This window comes from Burkholderia sp. LS-044 (assembly GCF_004803625.1).
Taxonomy (GTDB): Bacteria; Pseudomonadota; Gammaproteobacteria; order Burkholderiales; family Burkholderiaceae; genus Burkholderia; species Burkholderia cepacia.
Genome location: NZ_SSWO01000024.1, coordinates 60364 through 85359, shown reverse-complemented (window position 1 = coordinate 85359; position 24996 = coordinate 60364). Strand labels below are relative to the sequence as shown.

Annotated in this window: 20 protein-coding genes; 18 read left to right on the top strand and 2 right to left on the bottom strand. The window is 67.8% G+C overall.

Translation table 11 applies throughout. The features are described 5' to 3' along the window. Positions 1–209: 209 nt before the first annotated feature. From E9536_RS37525 to metH, 3 genes are all read left to right on the top strand, one after another. Entirely contained in the window at positions 210–467 is a 258-nt protein-coding gene (locus tag E9536_RS37525; protein WP_006477667.1) for a DUF3567 domain-containing protein, read from the top strand. Between the two features lie 202 nt (positions 468–669). After that, complete coding sequence (locus E9536_RS37520) at positions 670–1737, top strand: homocysteine S-methyltransferase family protein (protein WP_027789009.1); 1068 nt, start codon at positions 670–672, stop codon at positions 1735–1737. 42 nt (positions 1738–1779) lie between these two features. After that, positions 1780–4497, top strand: a complete 2718-nt coding sequence (metH, locus tag E9536_RS37515) for a methionine synthase (RefSeq protein ID WP_059683933.1) — start codon at positions 1780–1782, stop codon at positions 4495–4497. Positions 4498–4611: 114 nt separating this feature from the next. Here the strand turns inward: metH and E9536_RS37510 are convergent, their stop codons facing one another. After that, positions 4612–4935 (bottom strand): DUF1840 domain-containing protein, encoded by a 324-nt coding sequence (locus E9536_RS37510; RefSeq protein WP_011353361.1) that lies wholly within the window; start codon positions 4933–4935, stop codon positions 4612–4614. Between the two features lie 200 nt (positions 4936–5135). On the opposite strand from E9536_RS37510, the gene argS reads away from it, so the two are divergent. The 6 genes from argS to E9536_RS37475 all read left to right on the top strand — a co-directional run bounded on the left by argS (position 5136) and on the right by E9536_RS37475 (position 13315). Next, complete coding sequence (gene argS, locus E9536_RS37505) at positions 5136–6917, top strand: arginine--tRNA ligase (RefSeq protein ID WP_059695321.1); 1782 nt, start codon at positions 5136–5138, stop codon at positions 6915–6917. 117 nt (positions 6918–7034) lie between these two features. Then, a complete protein-coding gene (locus E9536_RS37500; RefSeq protein ID WP_119338705.1) occupies positions 7035–7937 on the top strand; it encodes an SPOR domain-containing protein in 903 nt (300 codons plus the stop codon). A 69-nt stretch (positions 7938–8006) separates the two neighbouring features. Continuing rightward, the gene (locus E9536_RS37495) at positions 8007–8645 is read left to right on the top strand and encodes a thiol:disulfide interchange protein DsbA/DsbL (protein ID WP_059492004.1); all 639 of its coding nucleotides are present in this window, start codon (positions 8007–8009) and stop codon (positions 8643–8645) included. Positions 8646–8664: 19 nt separating this feature from the next. Beyond that, positions 8665–9438: an SDR family oxidoreductase gene (locus tag E9536_RS37490; protein WP_027789005.1), complete on the top strand. Its 774-nt coding sequence runs from the start codon at positions 8665–8667 to the stop codon at positions 9436–9438. A gap of 441 nt (positions 9439–9879) precedes the next feature. Next, the gene (locus tag E9536_RS37480) at positions 9880–11475 is read left to right on the top strand and encodes an ABC transporter substrate-binding protein (protein WP_060082786.1); all 1596 of its coding nucleotides are present in this window, start codon (positions 9880–9882) and stop codon (positions 11473–11475) included. A gap of 199 nt (positions 11476–11674) precedes the next feature. Continuing rightward, entirely contained in the window at positions 11675–13315 is a 1641-nt protein-coding gene (locus tag E9536_RS37475; protein ID WP_136472658.1) for an ABC-F family ATP-binding cassette domain-containing protein, read from the top strand. A gap of 16 nt (positions 13316–13331) precedes the next feature. On the opposite strand, the gene E9536_RS37470 is transcribed toward E9536_RS37475, so the two are convergent. Beyond that, positions 13332–14411, bottom strand: coding sequence for an MBL fold metallo-hydrolase (locus tag E9536_RS37470; protein WP_059695314.1), 1080 nt, complete (start codon positions 14409–14411; stop codon positions 13332–13334). Positions 14412–14716: 305 nt separating this feature from the next. On the opposite strand from E9536_RS37470, the gene aceK reads away from it, so the two are divergent. The 9 genes from aceK to bioB all read left to right on the top strand — a co-directional run bounded on the left by aceK (position 14717) and on the right by bioB (position 24944). Further along, complete coding sequence (aceK, locus tag E9536_RS37460) at positions 14717–16534, top strand: bifunctional isocitrate dehydrogenase kinase/phosphatase (RefSeq protein WP_060356929.1); 1818 nt, start codon at positions 14717–14719, stop codon at positions 16532–16534. Positions 16535–16596: 62 nt separating this feature from the next. Continuing rightward, positions 16597–17367: a carbonate dehydratase gene (can, locus tag E9536_RS37455; protein ID WP_059695311.1), complete on the top strand. Its 771-nt coding sequence runs from the start codon at positions 16597–16599 to the stop codon at positions 17365–17367. Positions 17368–17469: 102 nt separating this feature from the next. Then, a complete protein-coding gene (locus tag E9536_RS37450; protein WP_021157400.1) occupies positions 17470–18147 on the top strand; it encodes an SDR family oxidoreductase in 678 nt (225 codons plus the stop codon). Between the two features lie 48 nt (positions 18148–18195). Beyond that, on the top strand, positions 18196–18633 hold the full coding sequence (locus E9536_RS37445; protein WP_059683922.1) for a YchJ family protein: 438 nt from the start codon (positions 18196–18198) through the stop codon (positions 18631–18633). 107 nt (positions 18634–18740) lie between these two features. Further along, positions 18741–20018 carry a CocE/NonD family hydrolase gene (locus E9536_RS37440; protein ID WP_060082784.1) on the top strand — a complete coding sequence of 426 codons (1278 nt, stop codon included), beginning with the start codon at positions 18741–18743 and terminating at the stop codon, positions 20016–20018. A 484-nt stretch (positions 20019–20502) separates the two neighbouring features. Further along, positions 20503–21849 carry an adenosylmethionine--8-amino-7-oxononanoate transaminase gene (gene bioA, locus E9536_RS37430; protein ID WP_059492011.1) on the top strand — a complete coding sequence of 449 codons (1347 nt, stop codon included), beginning with the start codon at positions 20503–20505 and terminating at the stop codon, positions 21847–21849. Continuing rightward, positions 21846–23150, top strand: a complete 1305-nt coding sequence (gene bioF / locus E9536_RS37425) for an 8-amino-7-oxononanoate synthase (RefSeq protein WP_136472654.1) — start codon at positions 21846–21848, stop codon at positions 23148–23150. The genes bioA and bioF overlap by 4 nt, the downstream gene beginning before the upstream one ends. Continuing rightward, entirely contained in the window at positions 23147–23866 is a 720-nt protein-coding gene (gene bioD / locus E9536_RS37420; RefSeq protein ID WP_027788995.1) for a dethiobiotin synthase, read from the top strand. Before bioF ends, bioD begins: the two co-directional genes overlap by 4 nt. A gap of 55 nt (positions 23867–23921) precedes the next feature. Continuing rightward, the gene (gene bioB, locus E9536_RS37415; protein WP_021157406.1) at positions 23922–24944 is read left to right on the top strand and encodes a biotin synthase BioB; all 1023 of its coding nucleotides are present in this window, start codon (positions 23922–23924) and stop codon (positions 24942–24944) included. Positions 24945–24996: the final 52 nt, after the last annotated feature.

Here is a 24996-nt window from a genome sequence, read left to right as displayed (position 1 = left end):
GATTTCCGTGAAATCGCCGATGACACTCTTTAACAACTATTTCAGTCCACCGGTCGACAATGGGAAACGTTTCATAGACATCGGCTTCTAACCGATACACCCCACGCAAACGGGAACGGGGTGTGCAGCGCAAGCCCCTTGAAACCGGCAAGGCTCGCCCCACCTAGGGGACAACAAGGCCAGATGCCACTGCGAAGAGGAGTGCCGCCATGCAAATGATCTACAACAGCCCCAACTACTGCGTCGTCGAGTTCGCGCCGCAGGCCGGCCACCACCTGATGAATGCCGGCGGATACGAAATCGTCGACAAGAACGCACAGCGCGAGATCTTCATCGACGGCGAACTTGCCGAACGATTCCGCGCCCACGTGAAGCAGCTGATCGAAGATGAACCGTCGCTCGATGAAGTCGATGAATTCCTCGGACAATTCGACAGCCTGATGATGATGCCCGTCGTACTGCACTGACGACCCGCGGCCCGGCGCCTCGCGCGGCCGGGCCATTCGCCGCGCATCGACGCGGCGCCGCGAGCACTCCGATCATGCCCCTGCCCGGTTCGCCGGGCGGGGGTTTTCATTTGGCGGCCTGGCCGGCGCCGCGCAAGGCCGGGCGGCGCCCATGCGCACCGGCTACAATGACGGTTTTCCCGTCTTCGCCGGTCTTTCGCCCATGTCTGCGACTCCTCTCGCCGCTTCCGTCCCGCTCGACGCGCACTACACGCGCGGCGCCGCTCTGCCTGCGCTGCTGAAATCGCGCATCCTGATCCTCGACGGCGCGATGGGCACGATGATCCAGCGCTACAAACTCGACGAAGCCGCGTATCGCGGCGAGCGCTTCAAGGATTTCCCGCGCGACATCAAGGGCAACAACGAGCTGCTGTCGATCACGCAGCCGCAGATCATCCGCGAGATCCACGACCAGTACTTCGCGGCCGGCGCCGACATCGTCGAGACCAACACGTTCGGCGCGACGACCGTCGCGCAGGCCGACTACGAGATGGAAGATCTCGTCGTCGAGATGAACATCGAATCGGCGAAGCTCGCGCGCGAGGCGGCCGCGAAATATGCGACGCCGGACAAGCCGCGCTTCGTCGCGGGCGCGATCGGGCCGACGCCGAAAACGGCCAGCATCTCGCCGGACGTCAACGACCCGGGCGCCCGCAACGTCACGTTCGACGAGCTGCGCGCGTCGTACTACCAGCAGGCGAAAGCGCTGCTCGACGGCGGCGTCGACCTGTTCCTCGTCGAGACGATCTTCGACACGCTGAACGCGAAGGCCGCACTGTTCGCGCTCGACGAACTGTTCGAGGACACCGGCGAGCGCCTGCCGATCATGATCTCGGGCACCGTCACCGATGCGTCGGGCCGGATCCTGTCGGGCCAGACCGTCGAGGCGTTCTGGAACTCGCTGCGTCACGCGAAGCCGCTGACGTTCGGCCTGAACTGCGCGCTCGGCGCGGCGCTGATGCGCCCGTACATCGCCGAGCTCGCGAAGCTGTGCGACACCTACGTGTCGTGCTACCCGAACGCGGGCCTGCCGAACCCGATGGCCGAGACCGGCTTCGACGAGACGCCTGACGTCACGTCGGGGCTCCTGAAGGAATTCGCGCAAGCCGGGCTCGTGAACCTCGCGGGCGGCTGCTGCGGCACGACGCCCGAACACATCGCCGAGATCGCGAAGGCGCTCGCCGACGTGAAGCCGCGCCGCTGGCCGAACCAGTACAGCGACAACGCCTGACCCGACCGCCCCACGCCCTTCATCACCAGAATTCGCACCGCCATGACCGATCACATGATGCGCCTCGCCGGCCTCGAGCCGTTCAACGTCACGTCCGGAACGCTCTTCATCAACGTCGGTGAGCGCACCAACGTCACCGGCTCGAAGGCGTTCGCACGCATGATCCTCAACGGCCAGTTCGACGAGGCGCTCGCCGTCGCGCGCCAGCAGGTCGAGAACGGCGCGCAGGTGATCGACATCAACATGGACGAGGCGATGCTCGATTCGAAGGCGGCGATGGTGCGCTTCCTGAACCTGATCGCGTCGGAACCGGACATCGCGCGCGTGCCGATCATGATCGACTCGTCGAAGTGGGAAGTCATCGAGGCGGGCCTGAAGTGCGTGCAGGGCAAGGCGATCGTGAACTCGATCTCGCTGAAGGAAGGCGAGGAGGCGTTCGTCCATCATGCGAAGCTGATCCGCCGCTACGGCGCCGCGGCCGTCGTGATGGCGTTCGACGAGCAGGGCCAGGCCGACACGTTCGCGCGCAAGACCGAGATCTGCAAGCGCTCGTACGACGTGCTCGTGAACCAGTGCGGCTTCCCGCCGGAAGACATCATCTTCGACCCGAACATCTTCGCGGTCGCGACCGGCATCGAGGAGCACAACAACTACGCGGTCGACTTCATCGAGGCGACCCGCTGGATCAAGCAGAACCTGCCGTACGCGAAGGTGAGCGGCGGCGTGTCGAACGTGTCGTTCTCGTTCCGCGGCAACGACCCGGTGCGCGAGGCGATCCACACCGTGTTCCTGTACCACGCGATCCAGGCGGGGATGGACATGGGCATCGTGAACGCGGGCCAGCTCGGCGTGTACGCCGAGCTCGACGCGGAACTGCGCGAGCGCGTCGAGGACGTGATCCTGAACCGCCGCGACGACTCGACCGACCGCCTGCTCGAAATCGCCGACAAGTTCAAGGCGGGCGGCGCGAAGAAGGAAGAGAACCTCGAGTGGCGCAACCAGCCGGTCGAGAAACGGCTCTCGCATGCGCTCGTGCACGGCATCACGAACTTCATCGTCGAGGATACGGAAGAAGTCCGCGCGAAGATCGCCGCGGCCGGCGGCCGCCCGATCAACGTGATCGAAGGCCCGCTGATGGACGGGATGAACATCGTCGGCGACCTGTTCGGCCAGGGCAAGATGTTCCTGCCGCAGGTCGTGAAATCGGCGCGCGTGATGAAGCAGGCGGTCGCGCACCTGATCCCGTTCATCGAGGAAGAAAAGCGCCTGCTCGCGGAAGCGGGCGGCGACGTGCGCGCGAAGGGCAAGATCGTCATCGCGACCGTGAAGGGCGACGTGCACGACATCGGCAAGAACATCGTGTCGGTCGTGCTCCAGTGCAACAACTTCGAAGTCGTCAACATGGGCGTGATGGTCCCGTGCAACGAGATTCTCGCGAAGGCGAAGGTCGAGGGTGCGGACATCATCGGGCTGTCGGGCCTCATCACGCCGAGCCTCGAGGAAATGGCGTACGTCGCGTCGGAAATGCAGCGCGACGACTACTTCCGCGTGAAGAAGATCCCGCTGCTGATCGGCGGCGCAACGACCTCGCGCGTGCACACGGCCGTCAAGATCGCGCCGCACTACGAAGGCCCGGTGGTCTACGTGCCCGATGCGTCGCGCTCGGTGTCGGTCGCATCGAGCCTGCTGTCCGACGAAGGCGCGGCGAAGTACCTCGACGAACTGAAGTCCGACTACGAACGCATCCGCGACCAGCACGCGAACCGCAAGGCGCAGCCGATGGTCACGCTCGCCGAGGCGCGCGCGAACAAGACCCGGGTCGACTGGGCGAGCTACCAGCCGGTGAAGCCGAAGTTCATCGGCCGCCGCGTGTTCAAGAACTACGACCTGAACGAGCTCGCGAACTATATCGACTGGGGCCCGTTCTTCCAGACCTGGGATCTCGCAGGCCCGTACCCGGCGATCCTGAACGACGAGATCGTCGGCGAATCGGCGCGCCGCGTGTTCTCCGACGCGAAATCGATGCTCGCGCGCCTGATCCAGGGACGCTGGCTGACCGCGAGCGGCGTGATCTCGCTGCTGCCGGCGAATACCGTCAACGACGACGACATCGAGATCTACAGCGACGAGTCGCGCAGCGAGGTGCTGCTCACGTGGCGCAACCTGCGCCAGCAGAGCGTGCGTCCGGTGGTCGACGGCGTGATGCGGCCGAACCGCTCGCTCGCCGACTTCATCGCGCCGAAGGAATCGGGCGTCGCCGACTACATCGGGATGTTCGCGGTGACGGCCGGCCTGGGTGTCGACGTGAAGGAAAAGCAGTTCGAAGCCGACCACGACGACTACAGCGCGATCATGCTGAAGGCGCTTGCCGACCGCTTCGCGGAAGCGTTCGCGGAAGCGATGCACGCGCGCGTGCGGCGCGAGCTGTGGGGCTATGCGAGCGGCGAGACGCTCGACAACGATGCGCTGATCGCGGAAAAGTACGCGGGCATCCGCCCGGCACCCGGCTACCCGGCCTGCCCCGACCACCTCGTGAAGCGCGACATGTTCGACGTGCTGCACGCGGACGAGATCGGCATGAGCGTGACCGACTCGCTGGCGATGCTGCCGGCCGCAAGCGTGTCGGGCTTCTATCTCGCGCATCCGGACAGCACGTATTTCTCGGTCGGGAAAATCGGACAGGATCAGCTCGAGGACTACGCGCAGCGCATGGCGCTGTCGCTCGACGACGCGCGCCGCGCGCTTGCGCCGCAGCTCTGACCAGCCCTTCGGCGGACGCACCGCCGCCCGCTATCGTCAGACAAAAGAAAAAGCCCGCTCGGAAGCGGGCTTTTTTCTGCCTTTCGATCCTTTCGGACCGCCGGGCAAGGACGCTCAGAAGCCCCAGTGCACGTCGGCTTCGCCGGCTTTCGCTTCGCGCAGCATCGTGAGGAACGGCGCGACGCGCTGGGCCAGGCTCGGCGGCACTTCGTGGTGCGCGTGGTCGGCTTCGTCCTCGTGGAAATGGCCGGCATGCTCGGCGCGCTCCTGCTTCGCCTGCGCAACGGCGCCTTCCAGCTTGGCGATCGCGTGGTCCAGTTCGTCGTGCGTAATCACGCCGCGCTCGCCCAGCTGCTTGCCGACGAGACCCAGCACATACACGGCGAAATCCTTCAGCACGTCGAGATCCTGTGCCGCCTTGCTCTTGAACGTAATCATGACAATTCCCTTTTCATCTTGTTGTGCCTGCGCGGCGAGGTTGGGGAACGCCGGCAGACCGGCGTCCGGCCTCGCGGACGCGGGCCGCCTGAGCGGCATATTAGCACCTGTTAAAATTCTGCGATCCCTGAAACGCGCGCTTAAAAAGCGCGCCGGCGGGCCGGCGTTTCCGGCCGCCACCAACGAAGCCTTCTACCAGCATGCTGCCAGCACACAAACAGACCCTCGAAGCCCTGCTCGCGGATAGCGTCAAGCAGGTCGCACACGCGCTGAAAGGCGCCGACGCTGCATTCGTCGCCCCGACCATCACGCTGGAGCGCCCGAAGGTCGCCGCGCACGGCGACGTCGCGTGCAACGTCGCGATGCAGCTCGCCAAGCCGCTCGGCACGAACCCGCGCCAGCTCGCCGAGCAGATCGTCGCCGCCCTGACCGCCCAGCCGGGCGCGCAAGGCCTCGTCGACGCCGCCGAGATCGCCGGCCCCGGCTTCATCAACCTGCGCCTGTCGGCCGCCGCGAAGCAGGCGGTGATCGCCGCCGTGTTCGACCAGGGCCGCGCGTTCGGCACGTCGGATCGCGAGAAAGGCAAGCAGGTGCTGCTCGAATTCGTGTCGGCGAACCCGACCGGCCCGCTGCACGTCGGCCACGGCCGCCAGGCCGCGCTCGGCGACGTGCTCGCGAACGTGATCGCGAGCCAGGGCTACGCGGTGCACCGCGAGTTCTACTACAACGACGCAGGCGTGCAGATCGGCAACCTCGCGATCTCGACGCAGGCGCGCGCTCGCGGGCTGAAGCCGGGCGACGCGGGCTGGCCGGAAGCCGCGTACAACGGCGAATACATCGCCGACATCGCACGCGACTTCCTGGCAGGCGAAACGGTCGCCGCGTCGGACGGCGAGCCGGTCAAGGGCACGGGCGACGTCGAGGATCTCGACGCGATCCGCAAGTTCGCGGTCACGTACCTGCGCCGCGAGCAGGACATGGACCTGCAGGCGTTCGGCGTGAAGTTCGACCAGTACTACCTCGAGTCGTCGCTGTACAGCGAAGGCCGCGTCGAGAAGACGGTCGACGCGCTGATCAAGGCCGGCATGACCTACGAACAGGACGGCGCGCTGTGGCTGCGCACGACCGACGAAGGCGACGACAAGGATCGCGTGATGCGCAAGTCGGACGGCACGTACACGTACTTCGTGCCGGACGTCGCGTACCACGTGACGAAGTGGGAGCGCGGCTTCACGAAGGTGATCAACATCCAGGGTTCGGACCACCACGGCACGATCGCGCGCGTGCGCGCCGGCCTGCAGGGCCTGCACATCGGGATCCCGAAGGGCTACCCCGATTACGTGCTGCACAAGATGGTCACCGTGATGCGCGACGGCCAGGAAGTGAAGATCTCGAAGCGCGCGGGCAGCTACGTGACGGTGCGCGACCTGATCGAATGGTCGGGCGGCGCGGCGGCGGGCCAGGAAGCGGCGCCCGACCTGATCGACGAAGCGACCATCACGCGCGGCCGCGACGCGGTGCGGTTCTTCCTGATCTCGCGCAAGGCCGATACCGAGTTCGTGTTCGACATCGACCTCGCGCTGAAACAGAACGACGAGAACCCGGTCTATTACGTCCAGTACGCGCATGCGCGGATCTGCTCGGTGCTCAACGAACTGAAGGCGCGCTACAACGTCGACGCCGCGCAGCTGCCGGGTGCCGACCTGTCGCAGCTGACGAGCGCGCAGGCGGCGTCGCTGATGCAGAAGCTGGCCGAGTACCCGGACATGCTCACGCACGCGGCGAACGAGCTGGCGCCGCACGCGGTCGCGTTCTACCTGCGCGACCTCGCTGGTGAATTCCACTCGTTCTACAATGCGGAGCGCGTGCTGGTGGACGACGAAGCGCCGCGCAATGCGCGCGCCGCGCTGCTCGCCGCGACCCGGCAGGTGCTCGAGAACGGTCTGGCGGTGCTCGGCGTGTCCGCGCCCGCCAAGATGTAACGACGCAAGCGGCCCGAACCGGGCAGCGAATGGCCGTGGCAGCGCCCGCCGTCGGATGCCCGCCGTCGGACGCCCGCCGCAGCCTTTTCACGATTCTTTTTGCAGGTGACTCAAGCAATGGCACAACCACGCCGCACTTCGAAACAATCGAAACAAGCCGGAGGGACATTTCTTGGAATCGTGCTGGGCCTGATCGTCGGCCTCGCGATCGCGGTGGTGGTGGCGCTCTACATCACGCGTTCCCCGTCGCCGTTCGTGTCGAAGGTCGCGCCGCCGCCGGCCGACAACGGCGCGAGCCAGCCGCAGCAGTTCGATCCGAACCGCGCGCTGCAGGGCAAGACGCCGGGCCAGCCGGTGCCGCAGGCCGCGCAGCCGGCGCCGCCGAACACCGCGCCCGGCCAGGCCGCGAACCAGACCCAGGGCGGCCTGCTGCCCGAACCGCAGATCGTCGAAGTGCCGCCGTCGGCCAACGGGTCGAGCGGCTCGAACAATACCGGCAGCCCGAACGGCACGACCGCGTCGAACAATGCGTCGTCGGGCAACGGCGTCGCCGTCGCGCCGAAGCCGGCCGACACCACGCCGCCGCCGAAGAAGACGCAGCAGGCGCAACAGCAGCAGCAAGGCGGCGAGGACGACCTCGCACGTTTCGCCGCGCAGAAGCAGGCGCAGCAAGCCGCCGCACAAAAGCAGCAACAGCAGCAACTGGCCGCGAACACGCCGAAGCCGACCTCGTCGGCCACGGCCGCCGCGGCAGCGAAGCCGCCGACCGCGAACGACGCGAATACCGGCTACTTCCTGCAGGTGGGCGCGTACAAGACGGAAGGCGACGCCGAGCAGCAGCGCGCGCGCCTCGGCTTCCAGGGCTTCGAGTCGAAGGTGTCGAAGCGCGATGTCAGCGGTGTGACGTACTTCCGCGTGCGCGTCGGCCCGTTCTCGAAGTTCGAGGATATGAACTCGGCCCGCCAGCGCCTGTCCGATGCAGGTGTCGACACGGCGGTGATCCGTTTCACGAAGCAGTAAGCAACCGGCCGAGCCCACTCAGAACCCGTTACGTTCCGTAACCCGAGCAACTGATTCGACGTTCACAACATGAAAAAACTGCTTAGCACGCTCCTTCTTTCCCTGGGCCTGGCCGCCGGTCTCGCGCAGGCTTCGCCCGCCGCGCCGGTCGCCGGCAAGGACTTCGAGGTGATGAAGTCGCCGCAGCCGGTGTCCGCGCCGGCCGGCAAGGTCGAGGTGATCGAGTTCTTCTGGTACGGCTGCCCGCACTGCTACGAATTCGAGCCGACGATCGAGGCCTGGGTGAAGAAGCAGGGCAGCAACATCGACTTCAAGCGCATCCCGGTCGCATTCCGTGACGATTTCGTCCCGCACTCGAAGCTGTTCTACGCGGTGTCCGCGCTCGGCATCTCCGAGAAGGTCACGCCGGCGATCTTCAACGCGATCCACAAGCAGAAGAACTACCTGCTGACGCCGCAGGCGCAGGCCGACTTCCTGGCCACGCAGGGCGTCGACAAGAAGCAGTTCATGGACGCGTACAACTCGTTCAGCGTGCAGGGCGAAGTGAACCAGTCGGCCAAGCTGCTGAAGGACTACGCGATCGACGGCGTGCCGACGGTCGTCGTCCAGGGCAAGTACAAGACGGGCCCCGCTTACGCGAACAGCATCCCGGGTACCGCCCAGGTGCTCGACTTCCTCGTGAAGCAGGTTCAGGACAAGAAGCTCTGATCCCCGCCCGCGCGCCGGCATGACTACTCCGCTGAAGGTCTTCATCACCGGCGCATCGAGCGGCCTCGGCCTCGCGATGGCCGAGGAATACGCCCGCCAGGGCGCCACGCTCGCACTCGTCGCGCGACGCACCGATGCCCTCGACGCGTTCGCGCGACGCTTCCCGAAGCTGTCCATCTCCGTCTACTCCGCCGACGTGCGCGACGCCGACGCGCTCGCGACGGCCGCCGCGTCGTTCATCGCGACGCACGGCTGCCCCGACGTCGTGATCGCGAATGCAGGCATCAGCCAGGGCGCCGTCACGGGCCAGGGCGATCTCGCGACGTTCCGCGACGTGATGGACATCAACTACTACGGGATGGTCGCGACGTTCGAGCCGTTCGTCGGCCCGATGACGGCCGCGCGCCACGGCACGCTGGTCGGTGTCGCGAGCGTCGCCGGCGTGCGCGGGCTGCCGGGCTCCGGCGCGTACAGCGCGTCGAAATCGGCCGCGATGAAGTACCTCGAAGCGCTGCGCGTCGAGCTGCGGCCGGCCGGCGTCGGCGTCGTGACGATCGCGCCCGGCTACATCCGCACGCCGATGACCGCGCACAATCCGTACCGGATGCCGTTCCTGATGGACGCCGACCGCTTCGCCGCCCGTGCGGCCCGGGCGATCGCGCGGCAGCACGCGTTCCGCGTGATTCCGTGGCAGATGGGTGTCGTCGCGAAGGTGCTGCACGTGCTGCCGCGCTGGCTCTACGACCGCCTGTTCGAGAAGGCGCCGCGCAAGCCGAAGGCCGGCGCGCACTGATCGGCCAAACGGCCCGCGTGACGCATCGCGGGCCGCTTCTCCGCTTCTCCGCTTCTCCGCTTCTCCGCTTCTCCGCCTCTGCGCCTCTGCGCCTCTGCGCCTCTGCGCCTCTCCGTCTCCCCGTCTCCCCGTCTCCCCGCACCGACGCCTAACGGCTTCGACACCTCGAATCGCGGGGCCAGCCCACAACGCTTCCGCACCGTCCTCGCCGTGCCGCTGCCCGGCCTCCCCGGCGCCTGCGCTCCGCCGCTCGCCGCCCCAACACCCGTTCCGTCGCGAACGCAGCCGTTTTTCGGTCAATTCACCGCGTTCAGACGCCTTTTTCCACGCGTCGCGCGCTTTGACGGTATGCTATTCGCCAGCCGCGCCGGCCCTGCCCGCTTCCGGGCCGCGCCCGCATCCCGTCACCCAGCAAAAAACACAAGCCACGTGGGAGATCCTATGCAGGTCAAGCTGTTCGCCGCGGCCGCGCTCGCCGCCGCCCTCGCCGCCCCCGGCCTCGCCGCCGCCAAGCCGCTCACCGTCTGCACGGAATCGAGCCCGGACGGCTTCGACGTCGTGCAGTACAACTCGCTCGTCACGACCAACGCGTCGGCCGACGTGATCTTCAACACGCTCGTGTCGTACGACGAAGCCGCGAAGAAGGTCGTGCCCGCGCTCGCCGACAAATGGGAAGCGAGCGCCGACGGCCTCACGTACACGTTCCACCTGCGCCCGAACGTCGCGTTCCAGACCACCGACTATTTCAAGCCGGGCCGCGCGCTGAACGCGGACGACGTCGTGTTCACGTTCTCGCGGATGCTCGACGATTCCAACCCGTGGCACAAGGTGGCCGGCGCGAGCGGCTTCCCGCACGCGCAGTCGATGGGCCTCGTGAAGCTCGTGAAATCGGTCACGAAGGTCGACGACAGCACCGTGAAGTTCGTGCTGAACGAACCGAACGCGACGTTCGTGCCGATCCTGACGATGGGCTTTGCATCGATCTACTCGGCCGAATACGCGGACCAGCTGCTGAAGGCCGGCAAGCAGGCCGACCTGAACGCGAAGCCGGTCGGCACCGGCCCGTTCGTGCTGAAGAGCTATACGAAGGACGCGCTGATCCGTTACGACGCAAACCCGACGTACTGGGGCACGAAGCCGAAGGTCGACCGGCTGATCTACGCGATCACGCCCGACCCGTCGGTGCGCCTGCAGAAGGTGAAGGCCGGCGAATGCCAGATCGCGCTGTCGCCGAAGCCGCAGGACGTGCTCGCCGCGAAGGGCGACAACGCGCTGAAGGTCGTGCAGACGCCCGCGTTCATGACCGCGTTCGTCGCGCTGAACACGCAGAAGAAGCCGCTCGACAACGACAAGGTGCGTGAAGCGCTGAACCTCGCGTTCGACCGCGCGACCTACCTGAAGGTCGTGTTCGACAACACCGCGACGGCCGCGAACAACCCGTATCCGCCGAATACGTGGAGCTACGCGAAGGACGTCGCGCCGTATGCGTACGATCCCGCGAAGGCGAAGCAGCTGCTCGCGCAGGCCGGCTTCCCGAACGGCTTCTCGACGACGATCTGGACGCGCCCGACCGGCAGCGTGCTGAACCCGAACCCGAAGGTCGGCGCGGAGCTGCTGCAGGCCGATCTCGCGAAGATCGGCGTGAAGGCCGAGGTCAAGGTGATCGAATGGGGCGAACTGATCAAGCAGGCGAAGCTCGGCCAGCATGACATGCTGTTCATGGGCTGGGCCGGCGACAACGGCGATCCGGACAACTACCTGTCGCCGCTGTTCAGCTGCAACGCGGTGAAGTCGGGCATCAATTTCGCGCGTTTCTGCGACGCGCAGCTCGACAAGCTGATCGCCGACGGCAAGTCGACCGCCGACCAGGCCAGGCGCGCGAAGCTGTACGAAGCCGCGCAGAAGATCATCCACGACCAGGCGCTGTGGATTCCGCTCGGCTACCCGACCGCGGCCGCGCTCACGCGTACGAGCGTGAGCGGCTACCACGTGAGCCCGTTCGGGCGGCAGAACTTCACGACGGTCGCCGTGCAGTAACGCGCCCCTCGCGCGTGGCACGCAAGCGACGGTGCGTCGGGCCGTCGCTTGCGGCCCGCGCGCCGCGCTTGCTACACTGCGCGCTCATTCCTCATACCGGACGCCAGCCAAAGTGAACAACTAAGCCTTCCCAAAATGTTTTCGCCGCCGTGCCACGCACGCCGCGCGCGAAGGTCTTCACGCATTTTCGGAGGTGCTTATGGCTGCTGCCACGCCCACCGGCGCGCTCGTCGCGCTTCATCACGTTTCCTTCCGCTTCGACGACGGCGTCACGCTGTTCGATTCGTTCGACCTTTCCATCGACCGCACGCCGACCGGCATCGTCGGCCGCAACGGCATCGGCAAGAGCCAGCTCGCGCAACTGATCGCGGGCCGCTGCGCGCCGAGCACGGGGACGATCGACCGGTCGACGCAGGTCGCCTACGTCGCGCAGCAGCACGACGATGCCGCCGCCGGCCCGCGAACCGTCGCGCAGCTCGCCGCGCTCGATGCGCCGCTCGGTGCACTCGCGCGGCTCGCCGATGGCCGCGCGGAGCCGCACGACTTCGACCTGATCGGCGATCGCTGGGATCTCGCGGAGCGGCTGCGCACCGCGCTCGACGCGGCCGGCCTGCACGACGTGCGCGCCGACACGCCCGCGCAGGCGCTCAGCGGCGGGCAGCGCGCACGCGTCGCGCTGATCGGCGCATTGCTGTCCGGTGCCGGCCTGCTCGTGCTCGACGAACCGACCAACCACCTCGACGCGCCGGGCCGCGCGTGGCTGCGCGCGGCACTCGACGGCTGGCGCGGCGGCCTCGTCATCGTGAGCCACGACCGTGCGCTGCTCGCCGACGTGCAGCGCATCGTCGAGCTGACGCCACAAGGCGCGCGCTCGTACGGCGGCAACTACGCGTTCTACCGCGCGCAGCGCGACGCGGATCAGGATGCCGCGCAAGCGGCGCTCGACAACGCGCGTGCCGAGCGCGGACGCGCGAGGCGCAGGCTCGAACAGGAACACGACACGATCCAGCGCCACGCGGCCGCGTCGCTGCGCGATGCGAAGACGGCCAACCTGTCGTCGGGCGCGAAACAAAGCCGCAAGGGCGCGGCGCGCAACATCATGGGGCAGGTCCGGCGCCACCAGAACGACTTCAAGGCGACGCTCGACGAACGCGTGCAGCAGGCGGCCGCGCGTGTCGAAGCCGATGCGCCCGTGCTGGTGTCGCTGCCGGGCACCGAGGTCAGCGCACGCCGCCAGCTGTTCACGCTCGAACACGCGCGACTGCCGTGGGGCATCGCCGGCGCCGCCGATGGGATCACGTGGTCGGCGAGCGGCCCCGTGCGCATCGCGCTGACGGGCCCCAACGGCTGCGGGAAATCGACGCTGCTGCGGATGCTCGCGGGCGAGCTCGCGCCGTGCTCGGGCACCTGCACGACGCACGTGAGCGCCGCGTATCTCGACCAGCGACTCGCGCTGCTCGATCCGGAGCGTTCGATCGTCGAACAAATTGGGCTGCTCGATACGCCGCTCGCCGAAGGCGAACTGCGCAGCCGGCTCGCGCTGCTGCAGCTCGATGCGGCGCGCGCGACGCAGCCGGCGCGTCAGCTGAGCGGCGGCGAACGGCTGAAGGCCGCGCTCGCATGCGCGTTGTGGCGCGGCACGCCCGCGCAACTGCTGCTGCTCGACGAGCCGACCAACCACCTCGATCTCGAATCGGTGCGTGCGATCGAGGCCGCACTGGCCGGCTTCCCCGGCGCGATCGTGGTCGCTTCGCACGACACCGCGTTTCTCGCGGCGCTCGACCCGACGCACACGATGCAATGGCATCGCGACGGGTGGCGCTACGAACCCGTCGCATGAGGAGAACGAAGCGGTGTCAGCCGGCGCTGCGGAACCGCAGCACGCCGTCGTCGCCCTGCTCGCGCACGAGTTCGCCCGCGAGCCACAGCAGGTTCAGGTGCGCGAGCGCCTCGCCGAGCGCGAACGTCATCTGGTGGATGTCGAGTTCGCGGCGGCGGAACATGATCGGCACGATGTCGGCCGCGCTCATCGGCTTTTCCGCGCACGCGACGCGCACTTCGGCCAGGCGCGCGTCATGGTGTTCGCGCAGTTGCGCGATGCGCGTGCGCACGCCGCGGAACGGCTTGCCGTGCGACGGCAGCACCAGCGTATCGGGCGCCATCGTCTCGTAACGGCCGAGCGACTGCAGGTACAGCGCGAGCGGATTCGCCTCCGGTTCGAGGTCGAACACGGACACGTTCGTCGAGATGCGCGGCAGCACCATGTCGCCGGAGATCAGCACGCCGTCCGCTTCGCTATGCAGCGCGCAATGTTCAGGCGAATGGCCGAAGCCGGTCACGACGCGCCACGTGCGCGCGCCGATCGTCACCGCATCGCCTTCACGCAGGCGCCGGTAGCGCGGCGGCACGGCCGGCACGAGATCCGAGTAGTAGTTGCGACGGTTGCGCAGCTTGTCGAGCGCGGCCGGATCGGTCAGCCCGTGGCGCGCGAAATGATCGGCGGCCGCCGCGCCGCCCGCGTTCGAGCCGTTGCCGGCCGCCATCAGGCAGCCGAACAGGTACTCGCCGAGCGTCATCCACAGCCGCACGTTCCAGCGGCCCTTGTCGCCGCCTTCGCACAGCCAGTTCGCGAGGCCGAAGTGATCAGGGTGGCAGTGCGTGACGAGCACCCGCAGCACGGGCAGGCCGTCGAGATGCGTGTCGAAGATCTGCTCCCAGTGCGTGCGGATCGCGTCCGACGAGATCCCGCAATCGACGATCGTCCAGCCTTCCTGCCCGTCGATCTCGTCGCGCAGCAGCCAGAGGTTGATGTGATCGAGCGAGAACGGCAGCGGCATGCGCAGCCAGCGCACGCCGGGCGCGACCTCGAACGTGTCGCCCGCGGCGGGCAGCGTGTCGGCGAAGGGGTAGTCGAGTTGGTGTTCCAGTGCGTTCATCGGTGGGGCGTCTCGTCGTTATCGGTGCGAATGCGCGCCGGCGGCAGGCCGCGGCGGGCGTCGCGTCGATTCTATCGCCGTCACGCTCGACGCGCGCCCGGCGGCCGCCGCCCCGTCAAAAAAAGTTCGTGCCAGAATCGGTTCCGTACCCGTATCTTTACGCGAAGATGCACCGAACGGCACGCAACGGCGAACAACGCGCCGATTGAAGGCCGTGGGCGCGTCACCCCGAAAGTCATTGAAACGCCGACTTGGGCGCTAAAATGGCGAGTGCTTACAGCCCCTCCCGAACGAGCCTGCACGCAATGAATCACTTCCCCAAACTGCTGTCTTCGCAGATCGGTTTCGACGTCGCGCAGACGATGCTCGAAAACTTCGACCGCCACTACCGGATCTTCCGCGACGCGGCCGTCGAAGCGAAGACGCTGTTCGAGCACGGCGACTGGCACGGGCTGCAGCGGCTTGCGCGGGAGCGGATCACGTCGTACGACGATCGCGTGAAGGAATGCGTCGAGGTGCTGGAAGACGAATACGACGCGGAAAACATCGACGACGAAGTGTGGCAGCAGATCAAGCTGCACTACATCGGCCTGCTCACGTCGCACCGCCAGCCCGAGTGTGCGGAGACGTTTTTCAATTCGGTGTGCTGCAAGATCCTGCACCGCTCGTACTTCAGCAACGATTTCATCTTCGTGCGCCCGGCGATCTCGACCGAGTATCTCGAGAACGACGAGCCGGCCGCGAAGCCGACCTACCGCGCGTACTATCCGGGCACCGACGGGCTCGCGGCCACCCTCGAGCGCATCGTCACGAACTTCCAGCTCGAGCCGGCGTTCGACGATCTCCCGCGCGACATCGGCTGCGTGATGCAGGCGATCCACGACGAATTCGGCCACTTCGACGAAGCGCCGAATTTCCAGATCCACGTGCTGTCGTCACTGTTCTTCCGCAACAAGAGCGCGTACATCGTCGGCCGCATCATCAACGCCGACCGCGTGCTGCCGTTCGCGGTGCCGATCCGCCACGTGCGTCCGGGCGTGCTCTCGCTCGACACCGTGCTGCTGCGCCGCGACCAGCTGATGATCATCTTCGGCTTCTCGCACTCGTATTTCCTGGTCGACATGGGCGTGCCGTCCGCGTACGTCGACTTCCTGTGCACGATCATGCCCGGCAAGCCGAAGGCGGAGATCTACACGTCGGTCGGCCTGCAGAAGCAGGGCAAGAACCTGTTCTACCGCGACCTGCTGCACCACCTGTCGCATTCGAGCGACCGCTTCATCATCGCGCCCGGGATCAAGGGCCTCGTGATGCTCGTGTTCACGCTGCCGTCGTTCCCGTACGTGTTCAAGATCATCAAGGATCACTTCCCGCCGCCGAAGGAAACGACGCGTGCGCAGATCATGGAGAAGTACCAGCTCGTGAAGCGCCACGACCGCCTCGGGCGGATGGCCGATACGCTCGAGTATTCGAGCGTCGCGCTGCCGCTCGCGCGGCTCGACCACGCGCTCGTGCGCGAGCTGGAAAAGGAAGTGCCGTCGCTGCTCGAATACGAGGACGACAACCTCGTGATCAAGCACCTGTACATCGAGCGCCGGATGACGCCGCTGAACCTGTACCTGCAGAACGGCACCGATACCGACATCGAGCACGGCGTGAAGGAATACGGCAACGCCGTGAAGGAGCTGATGAAGGCGAACATCTTCCCCGGCGACATGCTGTACAAGAACTTCGGCGTCACGCGCCACGGCCGCGTCGTGTTCTACGACTACGACGAGATCGAGTATCTGACCGACTGCAACGTGCGCCGCGTGCCGCCGCCGCGCAACGAGGAAGACGAGCTGTCCGGCGAACCGTGGTATACCGTCGGCCCGCACGACATCTTTCCGGAGACCTACGGGCCGTTCCTGCTCGGCGACCCGCGCGTGCGCGACGTCTTCATGAAGCATCACGCGGACTTTTTCGATCCCGCGCTGTGGCAGGCCAGCAAGGACAAGCTGCTGCAGGGTGAATTGCCCGATTTTTATCCCTACGACGCATCGCTGCGCTTCAGCGTGCGCTACCCCGAGCGCTTCGGCGCGACGGACCAGAACGACGGCGAAGGCGACGCGCAGCGCGCCGCCTGACGCCGGTTACACCGAACCCGATACCGATACCGACCCGATTTCCGTCAACGGAAGCCACACCGATGAACACCCAAGACAATCCGCTTTCTCACCTGTTCGACAACAACGAAGCGTGGGTCAAACGCAAGCTCGAAGACGATCCGCAGTTCTTCGCGCGTCTCGCCGACCAGCAGGCGCCGGAATACCTGTGGATCGGCTGCTCGGATTCGCGCGTGCCCGCGAACCAGATCATCGGCCTGCCGCCGGGCGAAGTGTTCGTCCATCGCAACATCGCGAACGTGGTCGTGCACAGCGACCTGAACTGCCTGTCGGTGATCCAGTTCGCGGTCGACATCCTGCGCGTGAAGCACATCATGGTCGTCGGCCACTACGGCTGCTCGGGCGTGAATGCCGCGCTGCTCAACCGCCGCGTCGGCCTCGCGGACAACTGGCTGCATCACGTGCAGGACGTGCGCGAGCGTCACGCGGCGCTGCTCGAGGACTGGCCGGTCGGCGAAGCGCGCTATCGCCGCCTGATCGAGCTGAACGCGATCGAGCAGGTCGTCAACGTATGCCGCACGACGATCGTCAACGACGCGTGGGCCCGCGGCCAGTCGCTCACCGTGCACGGGCTCGTGTACGGCGTGCACGACGGCCGGATGCGCAACCTCGGGATGGCCGTGTCGAACTTCGACGCGCTCGACGAGACCTACAAGCGCTGCGTGGCCGCGCTCACCGCCGGCGGCAACCATGCGCCGGACAACGACATGATCGCGGCGGACGCCGCGCGGCGGCTCGAAGGCGTCGCGCAGGCGGTCGCCGACACGCTGAAGCCGTGCGACGACGCGAAGTAACGCGCAAGCCGCCGGGCGGCCGTTGCCGCGCGGCCGCGCCCCGCATCGAACGGATCTGACACCGGTACCGCCAGGGCGGCGCCAAGCAAAGGAGCGACGGGCATGAAAACCGCATTGATCGTCGGTGCATCGCGCGGCCTCGGCCGCGAATTCGTCCGGCAATACCGGCGCGACGGCTGGAACGTGATCGCCACCGCGCGCGACGACGCCTCGCTCGACGCGCTGCGCGCGCTCGGCGCGCAAGCACATGCGCTCGACATCACGCAGCCCGAGCAGATCGCGGCGCTCGGCTGGAAGCTCGACGGCGAGCGGCTCGATGCGGCCGTGATGGTGTCGGGCGTCTACGGGCCGCGCACCGAGGGCGTCGAGACGATCACCGCCGAGGATTTCGACGCGGTGATGCATACGAACGTGCGCGGGCCGATGCAGCTGCTGCCGATCCTGCTGCCGCTCGTCGAGGACGCACGCGGCGTGCTCGCCGTCGTGTCGAGCCGGATGGGCAGCATCGCCGAGGCGACCGGCACGACCGGCTGGCTGTACCGCGCGAGCAAGGCCGCGCTGAACGACGTGCTGCGCATCGCGTCGCTGCAGACGCGCCACGCCGCGTGCATCTCGCTCCATCCCGGCTGGGTGCGCACCGACATGGGCGGCGCGCAGGCCGCGATCGATCCGGAAACCAGCGTGACCGGCATGCGCCGCGTGATCGCCGAATCCGGCGCGGACGTGTCGCAGGCAAACGGCCGTTTCTTCCAGTACGACGGCATCGAGCTGAGCTGGTAGTCAGCCGGTAGTCAGCCGACAACCGGACGTCGTTAATTCCCGTTTCGCATGATTTTGAACCGACCTGACGCGTGCCCGTGCGGCGGCGCGTCCCCCGCTCCCGCCGGCAAAGCGCCGGCGCCCCGCTACGCGGCCTGCTGCGGCCGCTTCATCGACGGCGGCGAAGCCGCGCCGAGCGCACTCGAGTTGATGCGTTCGCGGTACAGCGCGTACGTGCTCGGCGCGACCGGCTACCTGCGCGCGACGTGGGCCGCGCGCACCTGCCCGCCCGATCTCGACACCGACCCCGAAGCGCCCGACGCGCCGCGCTGGCTCGGCCTCGCGGTCAAACGCCACGCGCCGCTCGACGAACGGCACGCGGAGGTCGAATTCGTGGCCCGCTACAAGATCGGCGGACGCGCTTACCGGCTCCACGAGACGAGCCGCTTCGAGCGCGACGAGCACGGTTTCTGGCGTTACGTCGACGGCGAAGTAAGTGAACGTTGACAAATAGTTGCTGTGTCAGACGCCGGGTAATTCCCGCATTGCACAACCTGAATTTGTCGGGCTAGGATGGCCCTCAGATCAGTCATGTTGCATGGCAGGGCTTACGAATGGCGTTCAGCAAGGTATTGGTGGGATGGATGGCGGCCTGCGCGCTGTCGGCCGCTCAGGCCGGTACGCTGCCGAACGTCAATACGGGGACGGGCGCCGGCGCCAGCGGGTCGCTCGCCCATGCCGAACGCTTCGACTACGGCGATTCGAACCTGCCGCAGGTCGCCGCCGACCTGAACGAACAGATCCTCCGCATTCCGGCCGACGCATCGGGCGCCGTCACGCTCGAGGCGACGCTCTTCAAGCCGAACGGCCCCGGCCCGTTCCCGCTCGTCGTCTTCAACCACGGCAAGAACACCGGCGATCTCCATCTGCAGCCGCGCAGCCGGCCGCTCGCGTTCGCGCGCGAATTCGTGCGCCGCGGCTATGCGGTGATCGCGCCGAACCGCCAGGGCTTCGCGGGCTCGGACGGCACGTACCAGCAGGAAGGCTGCAACGTCGGCAAGAACGGCCTCGCGCAAGCGGCCGACGTCGACGCGACGGTGCGCTACATGTCGCGCCAGCCGTATGTCGATGCGTCGCGCATCGTCGTCGCCGGCACGTCGCACGGCGGCCTCGTATCGGTCGCGTACGGCACCGAAGCCGCACCGGGCGTGCGCGGCATCATCAACTTCTCCGGCGGGCTGCGCCAGGACCTCTGCGACGGCTGGCAGCGCAACCTCGTCGACGCGTTCGACCAGTACGGCGCGCACACGGCCGTGCGGTCGCTGTGGCTGTACGGCGACAACGATTCGGTGTGGACGCCCGGGCTCGTCGCGCAAATGCACGACGCGTACGTGTCGCACGGCACGCAGGCCCAGTTCATCGATTTCGGCCGCTACAAGGACGACGCGCACCGGCTGATCGTCGATCGCGACGGCGTGCCCGTGTGGTGGCCGGCCGTCAACGCGTTCCTCGCGCAGCTGAACCTGCCGACCTCGGTACGCTACGCGGTCGCGAACCCGCACGAGCCGAAAGCCACCGGCTACGCGTCGATCGACGCGGTCAACGCGGTGCCGTACGTCGACGAAGCCGGCCGTGAAGGCTATCGCCGCTTCCTGAACCAGCATCCGAGCCGCGCGTTCGCGGTGTCGTCGGAAGGCGCATGGTCGTGGGCCGAAGGCGGCGACGACCCGATGGCGCTCGCGCTCGACAACTGCGCGAAGCAGGGCGCGGGCGCGTGCCGGCTGTATGCGGTCAACGACCGGGTCGTGTGGAACACGAACACGCAGACGGCCGACAACGGCGACGCCAATACGACACGCGATATCGATACGCGCGCGCTGGCTTCGCGCTGACGGGCGGCGGCCTTCGCTGCCCCGTTTCGTTTTTCCTTTCCCCCGTTTTTCATCGCTTCGCGCACGCGCTGCATGCCGCGTTTGCGTCGGGTGCCGCGTCCGCCGTTCGCATCGTTTGCCGGCCCGAGCGCGCCCCTCGTCACCGCTTTCAGTCATTCGCCTTCCGGCCACGTTGGGGCCACAACACCCACCCGATTCGCCCCTTCGCTCCCCGATTTCTCCCCCTGCCGCATCGCCCGCCCCCCGATTTTTTTCGGTTGGGGGGTCTCACTCGAACGTCGCCATCTGCGGTCATTTCCGGACTTCTGAACCGTACCGTCCCGAGCCGCTCCGATCTGCGCCGAACTCCCGCCCAGCAAGGCTCCGCGGCCTTTGTAACCGGTAGTGCAACCCGTCGCGGAACACGCTAATCTCAGCGCGTTTCGTGTCCCGCCGCGCGGCATCCCGTCGATGCCGCGCGGCCGTTTTATCCCCCGGAGCCGCCTTGAGTACGCCAGCCACCGACGACTGGGTCGCGCGCAGCCTGCGCGCGGTCTGGCATCCCTGCACCCAGATGAAGCACCACGAGCGCCTGCCGCTCATCCCCGTCGCGCGTGGCGCGGGCGTGTGGCTGTACGACCGTGACGGCCGCCGCTATTTCGACGCGATCAGCTCGTGGTGGGTGAACCTGTTCGGCCATGCGAACCCGGACATCAACGCGGCACTGAAGGACCAGCTCGACACGCTCGAGCACGCGATGCTCGCCGGCTGCACGCACGAGCCCGCGATCGAGCTCGCGGAGCGGCTGCACGCGCTCACCGCGCGCACGCTCGGCCATGCGTTCTTCGCGTCGGACGGCGCGTCGGCCGTCGAGATCGCGCTGAAGATGAGCTTCCACGCGTGGCGCAACCGCGGTCGCGCGAACAAGCAGGAATTCGTCTGCGTGGCGAACAGCTATCACGGCGAAACGATCGGCGCGCTCGGCGTGACCGACGTCGCGCTGTTCAAGGACGCGTACGATCCGCTGATCCGCCATGCGCACGTCGTCGCGTCGCCCGACGCGCGCGGCGCGCTGCCGGGCGAAACGGCCGCCGACGTCGCAGGCCGCGCGCTCGCGGACGTGCGGCGCCTGTTCGTCGAGCGCGGCGACCGGATCGCCGCGCTGATCGTCGAGCCGCTCGTGCAGTGCGCGGCCGGCATGGCGATGCACGATCCGTCGTACGTGCGCGGGCTGCGCGCGCTGTGCGACGAATTCGGCGTGCACCTGATCGCCGACGAGATCGCGGTCGGCTGCGGCCGCACCGGCACCTTCTTCGCGTGCGAGCAGGCCGGCGTCTGGCCCGATTTCCTGTGCCTGTCGAAAGGCATCAGCGGCGGCTACCTGCCGTTGTCGCTCGTGCTCACGCGCGACGACGTGTTCGCCGCGTTCTACGACGACGACACGACGCGCGGCTTCCTGCACTCGCATTCGTACACCGGCAACCCGCTCGCGTGCCGCGCGGCGGTCGCGACGCTCGACCTCTTCGCACGCGACGACGTGCTCGCGGCGAACGCGCGCAAGTCGGCCACGCTGCGTGCCGCGCTCGCGCCGCTCGACGCACATCCGCAGGTACGCCACCTGCGCGAGCGCGGCACGCTGTTCGCGTTCGACGTCGCGCTCGACGGCGATGCGGCGCGCGGCTTCTCGCGACGCTTCTTCGAACGCGCGCTGGAACGCGAGCTGCTGCTGCGCCCGATCGGCACGACCGTGTACCTGATGCCGCCGTACGTGATGAGCGACGACGACATCGCGTGGCTCGCGCAACGCACGCGCGATACGCTCGACGCCACGCTCGCGGAGATCGCACGATGACGCACCCGCTGCTCGACACGCTGCAACGCGGCCTCGCCGATCTCGACGCCCAGGGGCTGCGCCGCGTGCGCCGCACCGCCGACACCGCGTGCGACGCGCGCATGACCGTCGACGGCCGCGAGATCGTCGGCTTCGCCAGCAACGACTATCTCGGCCTCGCCGCGCATCCGGCGCTCGTCGCCGCGTTCGCCGAAGGCGCGCAGCGCTACGGCGCCGGCAGCGGCGGCTCGCACCTGCTCGGCGGCCATTCGCGCGCGCACGCGACGCTCGAAGAGGAACTCGCGGCCTTCTCGGGCGGCTTCTCCGACGCGCCGCGCGCGCTGTACTTCAGCACCGGCTACATGGCGAACCTCGCCGCGATGACGGCGCTCACCGGCAAGCGCGCCACCGTCTTCTCCGATGCGCTGAACCACGCGTCGCTGATCGACGGCATGCGGCTGTCGCGCGCGAACATACAGGTCTATCCGCACGCGGACACGGCCGCGCTCGCCGCGCTGCTCGACGCATCGGATGCCGAAACGAAGCTGATCGTCAGCGACACCGTGTTCAGCATGGACGGCGACATCGCGCCGCTCGCCGAACTCGTCGCGCTGGCCGAGCGCCATGGCGCGTGGCTCGTCGTCGACGACGCACACGGCTTCGGCGTGCTCGGCCCGCAGGGCCGCGGCGCGCTCGCGGCCGCCGCGCTGCGTTCGCCGCATCTCGTGTACGTCGGCACGCTCGGCAAGGCCGCCGGCGTCGCGGGCGCATTCGTGATCGCGCACGAGACGGTAATCGAATGGATGATCCAGCGCGCGCGCAGCTACATCTTCACGACGGCCGCGCCGCCGGCCGTCGCGCACGCGGTATCGGCGAGCCTGAAGGTGATCGCGGGCGACGAAGGCGATGCGCGGCGCGCGCATCTCGCCGCGCTGATCGAACGCACGCGCGCGCTGCTGCGCAATACGCGCTGGCAGCCGGTCGATTCGCACACGGCCGTGCAGCCGCTCGTGATCGGCAGCAACGACGCGACGCTCGCGGCGATGCGCGCGCTCGACGCGCACGGCCTGTGGGTGCCCGCGATCCGGCCGCCGACGGTGCCCGTCGGCACGTCGCGGCTGCGCGTGTCGCTGTCGGCCGCGCATTCGTTCGACGATCTCGCGCGGCTCGAAGCCGCGCTGGTCGAAGCCAGCGAGGGAGCCGCAGCCTCCGCTGACGCGGCCCCGCGGGAGACGGAACCGCCCCCACGCTCACTTCGTGAGCTGCCCCCCGAGGGGGCTGCAGCCTCCCTTGGGGCGGCCCGGCGGGAGACTGCGGCATGACCGCCCCGCTTTCGCTTTTCGTCACGGGCACCGACACCGAAATCGGCAAGACCTTCGTGTCGGCCGCGATGCTGCACGGCTTCGCACGGCACGGCCTGCGTGCCGCCGCGCTGAAACCCGTCGCGGCCGGCGCATATGAACGCGACGGCGTGTGGCGCAACGAGGACGCCGACCAGCTCGACGCGGCCGCGAACGTCGTGCTGCCGCCCGAGCTGCGCACGCCGTTCCTGCTGAAGGCACCGGCCGCGCCGCATATCGTCGCCGCGCGGGAAGGCGTGACGCTCGACATCGACACGATCGTCGCGTGCCATCGCGAAGCGCTGACGCGCGCGGATATCGTCGTCGTCGAAGGCGCCGGCGGCTTCCGCGTGCCGATGAACGACACGCAGGACATGGCCGATCTCGCGGTCGCGCTCGGCGTGCCGGTCGTGCTCGTCGTCGGCGTACGGCTCGGCTGCATCAGCCATGCGCTGCTCACCGCCGATGCGATTCGCCAACGCGGCCTCAAGCTCGCCGGCTGGGTCGCGAACCACGTCGACCCGGCGATGTCGTTCCCCGACGAGAACGTCGCGACGATGCGCGACTGGCTCGCCCGCGAGCACGGCGCGCCGCTGCTCGGCCGCATTCCGCACATGAGCCCGGCCGCCCCCGAATCCGCCGCGGCGATGCTCGACATCGCCGCGCTCGTCGATACGCTGCGCGCCGCGCGGCATTGACCCGACAGAAACAGATCCCCCGATCCCTCATCCCCGACCAGGACAGGAAAACGATATGACCCAAGCCCAGACCGCCGCCACCGTGCAACCCGACGCGATTCCCGTGGCCGCTCCGGCCTCGCAACGCTGGCGCGTCGCCGACGTCGTCGCGCTGTTCGAACTGCCGTTCAACGACCTGATCTTCCGCGCGCAGCAGGTGCACCGCGAGCACTTCGATGCGAACGCGGTGCAGCTGTCGACGCTGCTGTCGATCAAGACGGGCGGCTGCGAGGAAGATTGCGGCTACTGCTCGCAGTCGTCGCACCACGACACGGGCCTGAAGGCCGAGAAGCTGATGGACGTCGACGCGGTGCTGGATGCCGCCCGCGCGGCGAAGGCGAACGGCGCGAGCCGCTTCTGCATGGGCGCCGCGTGGCGCAACCCGAAGGAGCGCCACATGCCGGCGCTGACCGAGATGGTGCGCGGCGTGAAGGAGCTCGGCCTCGAGACCTGCATGACGCTCGGCATGCTGGAAGATGAACAAGCGCAGGAACTCGCGAATGCGGGCCTCGACTACTACAACCACAACCTCGACACGTCGCCGGAGTTCTACGGCCAGGTGATCTCGACGCGCACCTACCAGGATCGCCTCGACACGCTCGACCGCGTGCGCGACGCCGGCATCAACGTGTGCTGCGGCGGCATCATCGGGATGGGCGAATCGCGCCGCGAACGCGCGGGCCTGATCTCGCAGCTCGCGAACCTGAACCCGTATCCGGATTCGGTGCCGATCAACAACCTCGTCGCGATCGAAGGCACGCCGCTCGAAGGCACCGCGCCGCTCGACCCGTTCGAATTCGTGCGCACGATCGCGGTCGCGCGGATCACGATGCCGAAGGCCGTCGTGCGCCTGTCGGCCGGCCGCGAACAGCTCGACGACGGGCTGCAGGCGATGTGCTTCCTCGCCGGCGCGAACTCGATGTTCTACGGCGACCAGCTGCTGACGACGAGCAACCCGCAGTCGCAGAAGGATCGCGCGCTGTTCGAGCGCCTCGGCATCCGCGCGAGCGACGCGGACGCGATGTCGGCGAACGCGTAAGCGGAGCGGCCGTCGAGCCGGATCTGCAAACGGAAAAGCCGGGGCATGCCCC

Bases quoted from the DNA above. Each gene is read 5' to 3' on its own strand.
- E9536_RS37525 (WP_006477667.1), top strand. From the start codon at position 210: ATGCAAATGATCTACAACAGCCCCAACTACTGCGTCGTCGAGTTCGCG.
- argS (WP_059695321.1), top strand. From the start codon at position 5,136: ATGCTGCCAGCACACAAACAGACCCTCGAAGCCCTGCTCGCGGATAGC.
- bioD (WP_027788995.1), top strand. From the start codon at position 23,147: ATGACCGCCCCGCTTTCGCTTTTCGTCACGGGCACCGACACCGAAATC.
- E9536_RS37470 (WP_059695314.1), bottom strand. From the start codon at position 14,411: ATGAACGCACTGGAACACCAACTCGACTACCCCTTCGCCGACACGCTG.
- bioB (WP_021157406.1), top strand. From the start codon at position 23,922: ATGACCCAAGCCCAGACCGCCGCCACCGTGCAACCCGACGCGATTCCC.
- aceK (WP_060356929.1), top strand. From the start codon at position 14,717: ATGAATCACTTCCCCAAACTGCTGTCTTCGCAGATCGGTTTCGACGTC.
- E9536_RS37520 (WP_027789009.1), top strand. From the start codon at position 670: ATGTCTGCGACTCCTCTCGCCGCTTCCGTCCCGCTCGACGCGCACTAC.
- metH (WP_059683933.1), top strand. From the start codon at position 1,780: ATGACCGATCACATGATGCGCCTCGCCGGCCTCGAGCCGTTCAACGTC.
- E9536_RS37440 (WP_060082784.1), top strand. From the start codon at position 18,741: ATGGCGTTCAGCAAGGTATTGGTGGGATGGATGGCGGCCTGCGCGCTG.
- E9536_RS37450 (WP_021157400.1), top strand. From the start codon at position 17,470: ATGAAAACCGCATTGATCGTCGGTGCATCGCGCGGCCTCGGCCGCGAA.
- E9536_RS37475 (WP_136472658.1), top strand. From the start codon at position 11,675: ATGGCTGCTGCCACGCCCACCGGCGCGCTCGTCGCGCTTCATCACGTT.
- E9536_RS37500 (WP_119338705.1), top strand. From the start codon at position 7,035: ATGGCACAACCACGCCGCACTTCGAAACAATCGAAACAAGCCGGAGGG.
- E9536_RS37445 (WP_059683922.1), top strand. From the start codon at position 18,196: ATGATTTTGAACCGACCTGACGCGTGCCCGTGCGGCGGCGCGTCCCCC.
- E9536_RS37480 (WP_060082786.1), top strand. From the start codon at position 9,880: ATGCAGGTCAAGCTGTTCGCCGCGGCCGCGCTCGCCGCCGCCCTCGCC.
- E9536_RS37510 (WP_011353361.1), bottom strand. From the start codon at position 4,935: ATGATTACGTTCAAGAGCAAGGCGGCACAGGATCTCGACGTGCTGAAG.
- can (WP_059695311.1), top strand. From the start codon at position 16,597: ATGAACACCCAAGACAATCCGCTTTCTCACCTGTTCGACAACAACGAA.
- bioF (WP_136472654.1), top strand. From the start codon at position 21,846: ATGACGCACCCGCTGCTCGACACGCTGCAACGCGGCCTCGCCGATCTC.
- E9536_RS37495 (WP_059492004.1), top strand. From the start codon at position 8,007: ATGAAAAAACTGCTTAGCACGCTCCTTCTTTCCCTGGGCCTGGCCGCC.
- E9536_RS37490 (WP_027789005.1), top strand. From the start codon at position 8,665: ATGACTACTCCGCTGAAGGTCTTCATCACCGGCGCATCGAGCGGCCTC.